Source organism: Streptomyces sp. NPDC046909 (assembly GCF_040644695.1).
GTDB lineage: Bacteria > Actinomycetota > Actinomycetes > Streptomycetales > Streptomycetaceae > Streptomyces.
The window spans coordinates 466,153-479,452 of record NZ_JBEYXC010000003.1; the positions used below are offsets into that span (position 1 = coordinate 466,153).

12 protein-coding genes are annotated in these 13,300 nt (G+C 72.9%); 5 read left to right on the forward strand and 7 right to left on the reverse strand.

The features are described 5' to 3' along the window. Window positions 1-152: 152 nt before the first annotated feature. Window positions 153-944 (forward strand): hypothetical protein, encoded by a 792-nt coding sequence (locus ABZ928_RS10905; RefSeq protein WP_361516911.1) that lies wholly within the window; start codon window positions 153-155, stop codon window positions 942-944. A 102-nt stretch (window positions 945-1,046) separates the two neighbouring features. Here ABZ928_RS10905 and ABZ928_RS10910 read toward each other — a convergent pair whose 3' ends face one another. The 4 genes from ABZ928_RS10910 to ABZ928_RS10925 form a co-directional block, all read right to left on the reverse strand. Next, complete coding sequence (locus tag ABZ928_RS10910; protein WP_361517636.1) at window positions 1,047-1,739, reverse strand: GAF and ANTAR domain-containing protein; 693 nt, start codon at window positions 1,737-1,739, stop codon at window positions 1,047-1,049. A gap of 340 nt (window positions 1,740-2,079) precedes the next feature. Then, window positions 2,080-2,856, reverse strand: coding sequence for a TIGR03943 family protein (locus ABZ928_RS10915; RefSeq protein WP_361516912.1), 777 nt, complete (start codon window positions 2,854-2,856; stop codon window positions 2,080-2,082). Continuing rightward, window positions 2,853-3,854, reverse strand: coding sequence for a permease (locus ABZ928_RS10920; RefSeq protein WP_361516914.1), 1,002 nt, complete (start codon window positions 3,852-3,854; stop codon window positions 2,853-2,855). Before ABZ928_RS10920 ends, ABZ928_RS10915 begins: the two co-directional genes overlap by 4 nt. A gap of 70 nt (window positions 3,855-3,924) precedes the next feature. Continuing rightward, on the reverse strand, window positions 3,925-5,268 hold the full coding sequence (locus ABZ928_RS10925; protein WP_361516916.1) for a helix-turn-helix domain-containing protein: 1,344 nt from the start codon (window positions 5,266-5,268) through the stop codon (window positions 3,925-3,927). A 118-nt stretch (window positions 5,269-5,386) separates the two neighbouring features. Between ABZ928_RS10925 and ABZ928_RS10930 the strand changes: the two genes are divergently transcribed. Next, window positions 5,387-5,554, forward strand: coding sequence for a hypothetical protein (locus tag ABZ928_RS10930; RefSeq protein WP_361516917.1), 168 nt, complete (start codon window positions 5,387-5,389; stop codon window positions 5,552-5,554). Between the two features lie 15 nt (window positions 5,555-5,569). Here ABZ928_RS10930 and ABZ928_RS10935 read toward each other — a convergent pair whose 3' ends face one another. From ABZ928_RS10935 to ABZ928_RS10945, 3 genes are all read right to left on the reverse strand, one after another. Next, window positions 5,570-6,127: a Uma2 family endonuclease gene (locus ABZ928_RS10935; protein ID WP_361517638.1), complete on the reverse strand. Its 558-nt coding sequence runs from the start codon at window positions 6,125-6,127 to the stop codon at window positions 5,570-5,572. A 210-nt stretch (window positions 6,128-6,337) separates the two neighbouring features. Further along, window positions 6,338-6,994: a hypothetical protein gene (locus tag ABZ928_RS10940; RefSeq protein WP_361516919.1), complete on the reverse strand. Its 657-nt coding sequence runs from the start codon at window positions 6,992-6,994 to the stop codon at window positions 6,338-6,340. Between the two features lie 154 nt (window positions 6,995-7,148). Continuing rightward, window positions 7,149-10,940 (reverse strand): hypothetical protein, encoded by a 3,792-nt coding sequence (locus ABZ928_RS10945; protein WP_361516921.1) that lies wholly within the window; start codon window positions 10,938-10,940, stop codon window positions 7,149-7,151. 244 nt (window positions 10,941-11,184) lie between these two features. Between ABZ928_RS10945 and ABZ928_RS10950 the strand changes: the two genes are divergently transcribed. The 3 genes from ABZ928_RS10950 to ABZ928_RS10960 all read left to right on the forward strand — a co-directional run bounded on the left by ABZ928_RS10950 (window position 11,185) and on the right by ABZ928_RS10960 (window position 13,215). Beyond that, entirely contained in the window at window positions 11,185-12,183 is a 999-nt protein-coding gene (locus ABZ928_RS10950; protein WP_361516923.1) for a ribosome-inactivating family protein, read from the forward strand. Between the two features lie 165 nt (window positions 12,184-12,348). Continuing rightward, window positions 12,349-12,606, forward strand: coding sequence for a hypothetical protein (locus ABZ928_RS10955; protein ID WP_361516924.1), 258 nt, complete (start codon window positions 12,349-12,351; stop codon window positions 12,604-12,606). Between the two features lie 69 nt (window positions 12,607-12,675). Beyond that, entirely contained in the window at window positions 12,676-13,215 is a 540-nt protein-coding gene (locus tag ABZ928_RS10960; protein WP_361517640.1) for a GNAT family N-acetyltransferase, read from the forward strand. Window positions 13,216-13,300: the final 85 nt, after the last annotated feature.

Sequence of the window (13,300 nt, forward strand, 5' to 3'; positions counted from 1 at the left end):
TGACGGTAGCGGGGGGAGGCGGAGGGGCGCCAGCGATTTCCGCTCACGCCGGCTGCGCGTGCGAGCGGAAACCCACCCGCCGGCACCAACGCCCGTACCCCATACGGCCCGCCGCACTGGTGCCCCCTCACCCCCGGTGCTCCCGTGGACCCATGAGCCGCCCTCTCCTCGCCCTCCCCCTCGCCGCCCTCCTCGCGGCCACCGCCTGCTCCGCCATCGCCACGGACAAGGCGCTCCCCGCCAAGGAGCCGAGGGGCGCCAAGGTGTCCCCCACCATGGCCTCCCCCACGGCGAAGCCGACCGCGCCCCCGTCCCCCACCACCGCCCCCGCCCTCTCCCCCGCCCAGGCCCAGTCCGCCCTCGTCACCGACGCCGACCTCGGTGAGCCCTGGGCCGCCACCGAGGGCGCGGCCACCTGGCGGGACAGCCTTCTCAAGGCGACCGCCAACGCGCCCGACTGCCAGCGACTGCTCGACTCGCTCTACGCCGAGGAGTTCTTCGGCGCGGACGCCCACGTGACGGCGGCGACCGGCCTGGACGACACCTGGAACGACGCCCAGCTGCACCACCAGGTCCTCGCCGACCGCCCCGCCGACGTGGACAAGACCCTGGCCTGGCTGAAGACCCTGCCGAAGAAGTGCGGGAAGTTCACGGCCGCCACCACCACCGGCGCCGTCCAGAACGCCCAGGTCACCGAGGCGGCCCTGCCCGGCGAGCTCGGCGACGCCCGGCAGGCCCTGCGGCTCACCCTCAACGGAGAGAGCCCCGACGGCGAGACAACGACCCTCACCCTCGACGTGGCCGCCGTACGCGTCGGCGACGACGTGCTCGTCCTCACCAACGGCGGCCTGGGAGACGTATACGCCGAGGTCACCCAGGGCGTCGCGGAACTGGGCGCGAAGCGGCTGGCGGACGCGCGGAAGCAGGCGCGCGTGCAGGTGTAGGTGCCGGTGCCGGTGCAGGTGTGGGTGCAGGTGTAGCCGGCGACCGCACCCCCCCGACCTCAGCCCCGGCCCCGCCCCCAGCCCCGAGCCCGGCCCCCGGTCTCAGTCGCGGTCGAACCTCTTCCGGTGTGCCACCACGTCGCGCGCCACCTCCAGCGCGGTCCGGCTGTGCGCGAAGGCGTGGGCGCGCAGGCGGGCCAGTGCCACGTCCGAGCCGACGCCGAGCTGGGCCATGATCATGCCGATGGCCTGGTAGACCTCGTCGTAGTCCGTGGCGAGGCCGCTCAGCCAGGGTTCGTCGCCCGTGGGGCCGTTGTCCTCGCCGTGGGGCAGTGCCATCAGGGCCACGGTCAGCACGCCCGACACGAGCTGGGCGATGCGCAGTTCGCGGTCGGTGAGCTCGCCGGGGGAGTCGCGGTAGAGGTCGAGGGTGCCCACGCACACGGAGTCGTTGCCGAGCGGGATCGAGTACACCGCCCGTACGCCCGCGGCGGTCGCCGCCTCGGCGAACACCGGCCAGCGACGGGCGTCCGGACCGCGCGCGAGGTCGGCGGCGAGTACGGGGACGCCGAGCCGGGCGGCGTACATGCAGGGGCCGTCGCCCAGTGTGGCCTGGATGTCCGAGAGCCGGGCGGCCCGGTCGCCGCTCGCGCTCAGCTGCATGGGCAGCCCGTTGGCGCGCAGCGACACGCTCGCGCCGGTCACCGGCAGCAGCCTGACGGCCACGTCGCACAGCCTGCGGGGCATCTCCGCGGGTGCCGCGCCCCGCACCCCTTCGGCGATCTCCTCGGTCACCCGCGCCCGGTCCCGCTCCCCCTCCTGGTCGCGCTCCCGCGCCGGGTCCCGCCCGTTCCTCTTGGGTTCGCTGCTCGTGGGGTCGTTCCTCCGGGCGTCGCCGCCCGCCCTCTCCCGGAGGCCGGGTTCCTCGCCACGACCGTCGAAGTGGTCGTCCCTGGGCCGCACGGCCACCGCCTCCTCCGATTGTGCGCGGCTCGTCGTCCACGGCCTCCCGGAGCGGACCCGCCCGTCCAGGGCAGGGCTCGTGGCGCGCCCGCTCGGGGGCGCTCCCCGGCTACCCGCCACCCACCGGACGAAACGCCCCGCCCCCTCCCTCCCGGCACAGGAACGCCCGCCGTCACCTCTTCTCGTACGGATCCGCCGGCTGCTTCACCTGCCGCACCGAGGCCGCCGCGAGCACCGGCGGCCACGCCGAATCCGTACCGAGCTTCCCCTTCGGGACCCACGTGCCGGTGACGGTGACCCATGTGTCGGCGGGCAGCGGGTCGGCGCCGCGGATCTCGACCTTGCTGGTGGTGGCGTCGGCGGCACAGCAGGAGACGAGGAGCCGGGTGACGTACCAGGTCCCGTCATCGCCGTGGGTGACGAACCCGGTCATCCGGAGGGTACGGCCCTTCAGCGACCGCCCGCTGTCGTAGATCGCCCGCGACGCGAACTCCCCGACCCCCAGCTCGACCGGGTCCCCGGCGGGAAGCGCCGGAAAGGTCCCGACCCCCTGCGCCGCCCGCTGGGCCGCCTCCCGCTCGGCGCTGTAGGAACCGAGGGCGGGCGGTGGGAAGAGCAGCAGGGCGAGGGCGGGGAGGGTGAGGAGCCAGGCGATACGGGGACCGTGGCCATGCCCATGCCCATGCCCATGCCCATGGCCGTGCCCATGGCCGTGCTCATCATGACGCCCTGGATCGTCGTCATCGTCATGCTCAGGGGCGTCATTCGCCGAGCGCCGTACGACCGCCGCCATGGCGATCCCCAGCACCACCAGCGCCACCCCCGACACCACCAGATACGGCCGCAGCCCCGCCTGCACATACCGCAGATACAGCCGGCTGAACGCCGAGATCCGCAGGACCGCCGCCCCGACGAGCACCAGCAGCAGGGCGGACCCGTACCGCCTCACAACAGCCACCACCCCACGAGCACACTGCTCCCCACGGCCACCACCCACGTCACGGCGGAGAACCGGAGCGCGAAGGCCCGCCCGAACGTCCCCGCCTGCAAGGCGACCAGCTTCAGGTCGACCATCGGGCCGACCACCATGAACGCGAGCCGCGCGGTCGGCGAGAAGCCGCTGAGCGAGGCCGCGACGAAGGCGTCGGCCTCGCTGCACACGCACAGCACGACCGCGAGGACGGCCAGCAGCAGTACGGACAGCCAGGGGGACCCGGTGAAGACGTCGAGCACGGAACGCGGGACGGCGATGTTGAAGGTCGCCGCGGCCGCCGCGCCGAGCACGAGGAACCCGCCCGCGTGCAGGAAGTCGTGCTGGAGTCCGGCGCCGAAGGCCTTGAGCCCGCGGGCCTCGGGAGCGTGCCGTTTCGGCAGCCGCAGCCACTCCTCCTTGCCGAACCGCGCCCACAGCCACCCCATGGCCAGGGCCGCCGCGAGCGAGGCGACGAGCCGGCCGAGGACCATCTCCGGCTGCGCGGGGAAGGCGATGGACGTGGCGACGAGCACGACGGGGTTGATGGCGGGCGCGGAGAGGAGGAAGGCGAGCGCGGCGGCGGGCGCGACCCCGCGCCGCATCAGACTCCCGGCCACCGGCACGGAAGCACACTCGCAGCCAGGCAGTACGACTCCCGCGGCGCCCGCGATCGGCACGGCGAGCGCCTGATTGCGCGGCAGCAGCCGCGTGAAGACCCGCTCGGGCACGAACGCGCCGATCGCCGCCGAGACGACGGTCCCCAGCAGCAGGAAGGGCACCCCCTGGACGGTGATCGCGGTGAACACGGTCCACCAGGCGGCGACGGGCGGGGTGTACAGGTCGAGGGCGAGCGTGGGCCCGAGCACGGTCGCGACGGTCGCGATGGCGAGGAGCGCGGTCCCGCCGAGCACGGCGTACACGAGCGCGCGTACGGCGAGCCGCAGCCCGTCGGCCACAGTCCTCTGGTTCTCCACGCGCACGTCCCGGTAGTCGCTTTCCCCCGCGCAGGCTAACCGGTGAGCCCTGTGCACAGGGTGGGGACGGTCATAGAGGAGGCTGTGCGGGTGCGGGTCCGAGCGTGGTGGTGCCGGGGGCCGTACGGTGGCCCAGTCCCGTCCGGTACGCGTCCAGCGCCGCCTCCACCCGCCCCTCCCGCCGCAGCAGGTCCCCGAGCAGCCGGCACAGGTCGGCGAGGTCGCCGGCGGCTCCGGCCCGTTCCAGCAGGCTCAGCGCCCGCACGTAGTGCTCCTCGGCGGTCTCCGGGTCCCGGGCGTCCTCGGCGATGATGCCGAGCAGGCGGTGCGCGGCGGCGGAGTGCACGGCGCCGCGCTCCGGGGAGAGGTCCCCGAGGACGTCCTGGAGCAGCCCGGCAGCTTCCTCGGACTTGCCGCGCCGGTGCAGTACGTCGGCCAGTTCGACGGCGGCCTGGCTGCTGTAGAGGGCGGCGCGGGAGGCGGAGAGCATGGTGAGGGCCTGTCTCAACTCCCCTTCGGCCTGCTCCAGTTGGTTGTTCTGCGCGTACACGTACCCGCGCATCCAGTGGCAGTTGGCGAGTTCGGTACGGAGCTGGAGCTGCCGGTACAGCTCGGCCGCCTTGGCGAGCGAGGCGTCGGCCTCGGCGACCCGGCCTTCGGCGATGAGGGTACGGGCGACGGACCGATGCATCCGGGCGACCAGGGCGGGGTCCCCGGCCTGCGGGGCGAGGGCCAGCGCGAACTCGGCGGCCTGGGCGGCGCGGGCGTGGGCGCCCATGTCCATGTAGGGGCCGATGATGCTGGCGTACAACAACAGCAGGGCATCCGGGTCGTGGAGTCCGCCGCGGTTGAGTTCGTCGAGCGTGGACTCCAACAGGTATACGGCGTACCGGAGTTCACCGGCGAGGTAGTGGGCGAGGGCGCGTCCGCGCAGTGCGGGGACCCGGGCGGGGAGGGGAGCGTCGGCGAGGACGGCCTCGGCCCGCTCGAAGTAGGTACGGCCGTCGATGAGTTCACCGGTCTCGACGGCGCTCTCCCCGAGCCCGAGGAGAGCGGCGGCCTGGACGTCGACGAGCTGGAGGGCGTCGGCCTCGGCGAGCAGGGCGGCGTACTGGCGTGCGGCGTCCTCGGCGGCGCCGGTGGCGAGGGTGCGCTGGGCCTCGACGATCCGCAGCCGCAGATCGGTGACCAGATGGGCGGGCCGCCCGGTGGCCAGCTCGTCGAACTCGACCCCGAGCCGCTCGGCGAGATGCCGGAGCGCCTGGTCGGAGGGGCGGACGCGCCCGGCTTCGAGGGTGGAGATGTAGGCGGCGGTGTAGGCGGGCTCGGCGACCTGCCGTTGCGTGAGCCCGCGGTCGACACGGAGTTGCTGGACTCTTCGCCCGATGACCACCGGATCGTCACGCTCGACCATGGGTCAACTCCCCTTGTGCCTCTTGCCGTTCGGCTCCGCCGAGCCCTAGGTTAAACGGCGTATTAAGCCTGCTTAACCCACATGGTCAAAACCTGGTCGAAGTCGCTGCGAGGTCGTCGTGCTTGAACGCACCAGCACCACCGAGCGCTATACAAGGGGCGTCATCGCCGCCGCGGTCGCGGTGGCGGCCCTGGTCCTGGCGGCGAACGCCGGCCCGGCACGGGCGGCGGAAGTCCAGCGGCCCGACCAGACGCAACAACACGTCGAGCCGCTACGGCGGGGTTAGGGCCGGTCCGGCGCCTCAGAACTCCGCCGTGTCCAGGTCGAAGCCGAGGGGGGCGGGGAGGGGGACGGTGAGGCCGATCTTGTGCTTGGGGCCCTGCGCGTACTCGTCACCGGACGGTTCCGAGTACACGATCACCTCTGCCTCCTCCCGGTCGATCAGGAGGTAGACGGGGATACCCGCACGGGCGTAGCCGCGGATCTTCTTGTCGCGGTCGCGTTCGGCGGTGCTGGTCGAGGTGACCTCAGCGACAAGGAGGACGGTCGACGGCTCGTGCCACTCCTCCTTGTCGTCGAAGCTGCCTTTGGGGGCGATGACCAGGTCGGGGACGACGTGGCCGGTGTCGGAGGCTCCGGGGACGTTGAGACCGATGCCGGTGTAGTTGCGCAGGGACCGGTCATGGCGTCGCTCGACGACCTGGTCCGTCAGCTCGGACACGAACTCCTCGTGCTCGCCGTTGGCCGGTGGTGTCACGTGGATCTCCCCTTCGATCAGCTCCACGCGCCAGCCCCTGGGGGCCGCCGCGCTGATGCGCTCGAAGGCTGTCTCCACGCTCGAGTCCGAGTCGTCGGGCATGTCACTGCCCGCGTCGTCGTCGCCGTCCGGGTCGTCATACGGCCCGTGAATGGCCTCGCCCTGATACCCCGGCATGATGATCGGCTCCGCCGTCGCCATGACGGACCTCCTTCGCTCGACGCGACCATCCCAGGGTAGACGGACACCCCGCACAGGGAACCTGGAACCGTTCACTCGAACGAGCGTGCTGTTACGTTTCCTCGGCGGAGGTCAGCACTTCCAGGTCGCCCAGTACCACTTGCCCTTCATCGAGCCGTCCGAGTTCATCACCGGCGTGTTGATCTGCACACCCGTGCTGCCCTGGCCCGGGTAGTACCAGAAGTAGTGGCCCTGCTTGCGCTTGCCGTAGTGGACCTCCAGCCAGCCCTGGGACTTCCGCCAGTACGGCGCGAACCAGTAGCCGCCCGCCTCGCCGGGCTGGATGACGCCCTTGAGCGTCGTGCTGGCACTCGTGGTCCTGCCCACCTCCCACTTCTCGGTCTGCGACACGCTGGCGGACATACCCGCCTCCAGCGTGTCCGAGAAGCCGGCCTTGACCTCCACCTTCGTCTCCTGCTGGAAGGAGTACGAGGTGCTGCGGTCGGTCCGGAAGGTGACGTCGAAGCCCAGGTCCCTGCTGCCCGCGCAGTTGTACACCGGGTTGCCGACCTGACGGCGCTTGCCCAGCTGGGTCCACGCGTTGACCTCGTGGTACTGGCACAGGTCGGTCTTGCCGTTGTTGCAGTCCCAGATCACGTCGGGCTTGTCGTCGCCCCAGCCGGGGCTGGTGTTGGCGTTGGCCGTCCCCGTGGAGAGGGGGATCAGCGCGAGGGCGAGGGCCGGCGTCAGCACGGCCAGTCGGCGGCGGCCGGTCTTCCGGAGCTTCATGGGGCGTTCTCCCGTCGGATTCACCGACCCGTCGATCGGGTCGAGCCGCCGCCCCGGCCGAGGGGGGGATTCGGACCGGGGCGGCAACGGGTCGATCGTCACGGGGCCGGAAGTTGATCGGCCAGCCTCTCCATCAGGGCAATCAACGGGCCGGTCAACCGCCGCACACCCCGCGATACGGCACATCGCGCACGTACGACCGCCACTGCGCCCGCGTCAGCCCGCCGCCGCCCGCCCTCGCGCACACCGACTCGACCGCGCGCGTCGGATCGATCGGGTAGCGCTGGAGGGGCACATGCGCGCTTCCCGCGTACACCGTGCCGCTGTCCGCGTCGAACGCGACCGTGTCGATCGCCTCGCCCGGGGTCGTGATCGGGCCGCCGAGCGGCTGCCGGCTGGCGATGTCCCACAGTTGCAGGCTTCCCGCCTCGCCGGCCACGGCGAGCGTGCGGCCGTCAGGGCTGACGGCGAGGGCGCTGACGGCCTCGGAGGTGTCTTCGGTCAGCACGTCGGACAGGCCCTCCGGGAGCGCGGGGAAGCGGTTCGGCAGGATCCCCTCCTGTTGCCGGAGAGCCCCGTCCCACAGCGCCACCCGGCCCGTCTGGTCCCCCGCCGCGAGCAGCGAACCGTCCGGGGCGAAGGCGAGGGCGCCGATCTCGTCGCCCTGCACCAGGTTCCGTGTGGTGGCCCGGCCGCCGGGCAGGGCCACCGTGCGGTTGTCGCCGACCAGGAGCCCGTCGTCGGGGCGGACGGCCAGATGGGCGCTGGACAGGGCCGGGAGCACCGCGGTCCGGCGGTGGCGGGCGAGGTCCCAGGTCTCGTTGGTCAGCTCGCCGAGGGCCGGGGTGCGGGTGAGGTGGAGCGTACGGGCGTCCGGGCCGAGGGCGATCGTGATCACCGCCCCGGCCGACGCCCGCGTCGCCAGGTCCAGCGTGCTGCGGACCCGGTCCTTGGTGACGTCCCAGACCGTGAGGCGCTGCGGGGACGCCTCATATCCCGGTGCCGAGACGCCGTACGCCAGTGTCCTGCCGTCGGGGCCGAACGCGAGCAGCGGCGAGGTGTACTCCGGGACGACCGGCCGGGAGGGGAGGCGGGAGACGGGCAGTGGTGTGGCCGGAAGGGTGCTCAGCAGGCGTCCGTCGCCGGTGTCGCGCAGCTCGAAGCGGTAGGTGTCGCCGGTGCGTCGGGCAGTGGCGAAGGTGCGGCCGTCCGGGGCGATCAGCACCTTGTCCAGCGGCCGGTCCCGCCAGGCGGATGTCACGGCCGTCGCGACGTCCAGGGAGTGGACCGTGCCGCCCTCCAGGTAGCGCAGCACCGGGCGCGTGGGGTCCCAGGCCAGACCGCCGTAGAGGTGCTGGTTGTTGAGGGAGTACCGGAACACCGGGGCGTCGGCGCCCAGCCGCCACACCCTGACCTCTCGTCCGTCGGCGGTCGCCAGGAAGTTGCCGTCCTTGCTGAAGGCGGCCTGCGTCACTCCCGTGTCGGGGAGGTCGGCCAGCTGTTCCCCCGACCGGACGTCCCAGACCCGTACGCCGCTTCCGGTCACGGCGGCGAGCCTCCCCCGGCCTTCGGCCGGGCGGCCCCCCGTCTCACTCCGCTCGCCGCCGCCGAGTGTGAGCAGCGACCACTCCTGGCCGCAGATGTCGCCCGCGCGTTCCCAGCGCCCGCGCACCGTGCGCCCCTCCGTCAGGTCCCGGACCCGCACCGGTCCGCCCTTGGCGGGGCAGAGCGCGATCAGCCGGCCGTCCGCGCCCGACGCCACCGTCGCCGGGCTCTCCGACTCCGTCTCAAACAGCGGCTTCCCGTCCGCGGCCGAACGCACCTGCACCCGGGAGTCGTCCGCGCCGCTCACGACGTAGGCGCGTTCGGCGAAGTCCACGAAGGACGCCCCTGGCAGCCGGTCCCCGAACCATCGTCCGGCGGCCGTGTCCCACAGCCGTACGCCGTCGTCCCCCTGGATCGCCAGCAGCCGCCCGTCCGGGCTCGCCCCGATCGCGGCGCCGTCCTCCGGCAGCCGTCCCCCGGCGATCCTCCTGTGCCCGGTCACGTCCCAGGTCCGCCACACCCGGCCCTCGACGCTGAGCAGCGTACGGCCCGAGCCGGTCAGGAAACGCGCGGGGCCGTCGCCCGGTGCCCGGTCGCTGAAGGTGTCCAGTTCCTGCTGGCCGAGTGAGCCCAGCAGCGCCCGCCGGGTCTCCGGCAGCTCGGCCGTCCGCCAGGCGGCGACGCCCAGCAGCTGTGCGGTGCGCGGGTCGGTGGTGCGCAGGGCGTCCGCGACGGTGGCGATGCGGCGGGCCGCGTCGTCGGTGCGGCGGCGCTCGTTGTCCTTGCGCTGCGTCCAGGCGGCCAGTCCGGCGACCAGCGCCACCGCGAGGACGGCGGACAGCACGCCCACCGCGGCCCGTGCCCGGCGCGTGGAGCGGGCGGCGGCCCGGCGTTCTGCCTCGCGAGCCGCCAGCGCGGCGGTGAGGAACTCACGTTCCGGCACGGTCAGGGAGGGGTCGTCCTCGTGGCCGGGGAACAGCTCCGCCGCGCGGGCCAGCCGGGTGCCCCGGTACAGGGCGCCGGGGTCGCGGTCGTGCTCCAGCCAGACGCGGGCGGCCTCGGTCAGCCGCCGGTGGTGGCGCAGCCGCTCGCGTTCCTCCTCGATCCAGCCGTGCAGCCGCGGCCAGCTGGTGATCAGCGCCTCGTGGGCGAGCTGGGCGCCCTCCTCGTCGACGGTCAGCAGCCGGGCGCGGGCCAGCCGCTCCACCGCCGTCGGCACACCGGGGGACTCCCACTCCTCGCGCTCGGCCCGGGTCAGCGGGCGCCGGGTGTCGGGGGTGCCCTGACCGGGCTCGACCATCCGCAGCAGCAGCAGCCGGGCGGCGTCCGCCTGCTCCCCGGTCAGCTGCCCGTACGCCTCCTCGGCGCTCGCCGCGATCGCGCCGTGCACGCCGCCCGCCGCCTGGTACGCGGCCAGGGTCAGGATCCGGCCCTTGCGCCGCCGCCAGGTCTCCAGGAGGGCGTGCGAGAGCATCGGCAGCCCGCCGGGCTCGTCGAGGACCTCCTCCACGATCCGCGCGGTCAGCTCCCGCTCCACCAGGAGCCCGGCCTGCTGCGCCGGCTTGACGACCGCTTCCCGCAGCTCGTCCGCCGTCATGGGGCCCACCAGCAGTCCGGCGCCGTTCAGCGCGTCGGCCAGCCCCCGGTGCTCGCCGCAGCGGGGGTAGAAGTCGGCCCGTACGGCGATGAGCACCCGCAGTCGGCTGCCGGGGTCGCGGGCGGCGAGCAGCAGCTCGATGAACCGGTCCCGCTCCGCCCGGTCCCGGCACAGGGTGAAGACCTCCTCGAACTGGTCGACCACCACCCAGCTCTCCGGCTCGTCCGCCGCCGGGGCCAGCAGAGGGCCGTACGTGGTGGCGGGCCGGTCCCCGGGGGTCAGCACCCGCAGCACCGCCGGGCGGCCCCGGTCCGCGATCTCCCGCTGGAGGCGGGGGATCAGCCCGGCCCGCAGCAGTGAGGACTTTCCGCTGCCGGAGGCGCCGAACACCGCGGCGAACCGGTGCCCGCACACCAGCTCCAGCAGTTCCTGCGCCAGCCGGTCCCGGCCGAAGAACAGCCCCTGGTCGGCGGGCTCGAACCGGGACAGGCCCCGGTACGGCGGCACCGTGTCCCCATCGTCCTCGCGGGCCGTCTCCGCCGCTTCCGCCTCGGCCTCCTTCCAGCGGGGCGCCCATTCGTCCGGGTCGCCGCCGCAGGCCCGTACATACCCCTGGACGACGGCGAGGGACGGCAGCCGTTCGCCGGCGGCCGCCTGTGACAGCGTTGTCGCGGAGAAGCCCGCGGTCCGGGCCATCGCCCGGTACGAGGGGTTCCCCGCTTCCCCGCGCAGCTTCCGCAACTCGTGCGCGAGGCGCGGCACCGGGCCGGCGGTCGGGTCCAGCGGTCTCTCCGGACGCCCCATGCGCGTACCCCCACACAGCTGACGAAAGTGACATCGGGCGCGATGAACATACAAGCCACCCGGTGACGCCCGGGTTGCCCGCAGATGACGTACGGGTGGTGCGGCATGTGATGTCGATCAATCCCCGTCCACCCACGGGATTGATTTACCTGACAAAAGGGACGTGCCGATCAACACTCCGGTTGCGAACGTCGGTGTCGGCAAGGCCGGATCCCGGCACACCGAGTCACCTGGAGATCAGCGCATGTCCGCTACCGACGTCATCGAAGCAAGATCCGGACAGCGTGGCCGAAGAGTCACCGTCGGGTCGATCGTCACCACACTCGTGCTGTCGATCTTCGCCACCCTGCTCGGCCCGCTGGGCGTCCTGCAGAGCGCGAGCGCGGCCGACGGCAATCCGGCCTTCCGGATCGGGACCGACGGCGCGGCGGCCTACAGAAGGTTCATCGACACGATCCGTGACCGCGTCAACGACGGCGGGAGCACCAGCGTGCGCAACGCCGGCGGCTACCGGGTGGACCACACGCCCAGCTGGGTCGACACCCATTCGACCAACGCGTACATCCGCGTGGACATCCAGGCGTGGGGCAACGACGCGGTCGTCCGCCTGAACCTGCGCCGCTCCGACCTGTACCTCATCGGCTGGTGGGACAAGTACAACACCTACCACTACCTCGGCACCCGCAACACCGAGGCCACCAAGACCAACAAGAAGGGCAAGCCCTACGAGGCCGAGTCCGCCCGCTGGGACAACGGTCAGTGGCGCAAGTCCAAGGTGCAGGAGCAGACCCGGTTCGGTGAGAACTACGTCGATCTCGAGCGGTTCACCGGCCGGCCGCGCGCCGGCCTGGGGATCAGTCGGGGCACCCTCAACTCGGCGGTCTGGAACCTGTACAACGGGCACGGCGACGAGCAGATGGCCTGGGGCGTCCTGGTGATGACCCAGTTCCTCTCCGAGTCGGCACGCTTCCGGCTCATGCGGGATCAGATCGCCACCGTCATGGGCGTGGACGGCACCTTCCACATCCCGGCCGAGTACGCCGAACTGGAGAACGACTGGGACAACCTGAGTTCTCACTTCAACCAGCTGGTCCGCCAGGACGCGGCCCAGGGGCGGGTGGTCCGGGACCCCCACCCGCTGGTGGGCTACCGGCGGGACATCTTCGGCGACCCCACGAGGCTGATCCTGGAAGCCGCGTACCTGTACGCGTCGTACGTCCTGGGCACGGCGAAGGGCCGCTGACGCGGGACAGCCGACGCGGGACAGCTGAGGCACGACAGGCAACGGCCGCCGGCGGACCTCCTCCGCCGGCGGCCGCTCGCTGTCCGGGCAACGCGGACAGCGGACCCGCCGCGCCCCCTTTGCGTCGGCTTGCGTCGGCTGCCGCCCCATGTCCATCATGCGTCCATGAGATCCGGCAAGCCGTTCCCCTACGACGTGCCTCTCGTGACCGTGCCCCTCTGGGAGGCGGACGCCCTCGTCCTGTTCGACTGGCTCCGCGACGTCGACCTCGACACGGTGCCGGTCACCCACCCCGCACAGAAACAGGCGCTGGCCGATCTCTACGCCCGGCTGGAGTCCGACACCGAGAAGGACTTCACCGGCGCGACCGCCGAGGAGATCACCGCCGCACAGGCCGAGGTCGCCCAGAACATGGGGTGGTAGGAGGGCATCGCGCGGCCGCCCGCACGGGCGTGCGATAGCTTGCCGGGCATGTCCGACAGTCCGCCCGCCGTGACCGGCCTCGGCCCCGTCCCCTGGCCACCCGCCCCGATCAGGACCGAACGGCTCGTCCTCCGCGCCCCCGAGGCCCGGGACCGTACGGCGTTCATCGAACTGCTCGCCTCGGCGGACGTGCACACCTACCTCGGCGGGCCCCGGCAGCGCGCCGACCTCGAACGCGAGACGCCCGAGGTGCCCGAGCGGTGGCCCGGGAGCTTCGTCGTCGAGCTGGACGGGGCCATGATCGGCCAGCTCCTGCTCAGGAGGGCACCGGCGCACAGTCGCCCGGCCGCCGCGGGCAAGGTCGACCTCGGCTACCTGTTCCTGCCGCGGGCGTGGGGACACGGGTACGCCGGCGAGGCGTGCGCGGCGGCACTCGGCTGGCTCTCCGACGCGCTTCCCGGAGAACCGGCGGTGCTCCACACCCAGACCGCCAACGCCCGCTCGATGCGGCTCGCGGCGAAGCTGGGGTTCACGGAGGTGGAGCGGTTCGAGGCCTGGGGCGCCGAGCAGTGGCTGGGGATGCGGTCCACGGGCAGGGCGTCCGGGTGAGGGCTCCCCCTGCCCGCCGGTCTGGCCCGCCTGGAAAGCCGCCCCACGCCGTCCGGTTGATCCCGCCCTCGGCGCCACCCCGCGG

Coding starts and splice junctions, on each gene's coding strand:
- ABZ928_RS10905 (WP_361516911.1), top strand. CDS start 153: ATGAGCCGCCCTCTCCTCGCCCTCCCCCTCGCCGCCCTCCTCGCGGCC.
- ABZ928_RS10925 (WP_361516916.1), bottom strand. CDS start 5,268: ATGGTCGAGCGTGACGATCCGGTGGTCATCGGGCGAAGAGTCCAGCAA.
- ABZ928_RS10935 (WP_361517638.1), bottom strand. CDS start 6,127: ATGCCCGACGACTCGGACTCGAGCGTGGAGACAGCCTTCGAGCGCATC.
- ABZ928_RS10940 (WP_361516919.1), bottom strand. CDS start 6,994: ATGAAGCTCCGGAAGACCGGCCGCCGCCGACTGGCCGTGCTGACGCCG.
- ABZ928_RS10945 (WP_361516921.1), bottom strand. CDS start 10,940: ATGGGGCGTCCGGAGAGACCGCTGGACCCGACCGCCGGCCCGGTGCCG.
- ABZ928_RS10950 (WP_361516923.1), top strand. CDS start 11,185: ATGTCCGCTACCGACGTCATCGAAGCAAGATCCGGACAGCGTGGCCGA.
- ABZ928_RS10955 (WP_361516924.1), top strand. CDS start 12,349: ATGAGATCCGGCAAGCCGTTCCCCTACGACGTGCCTCTCGTGACCGTG.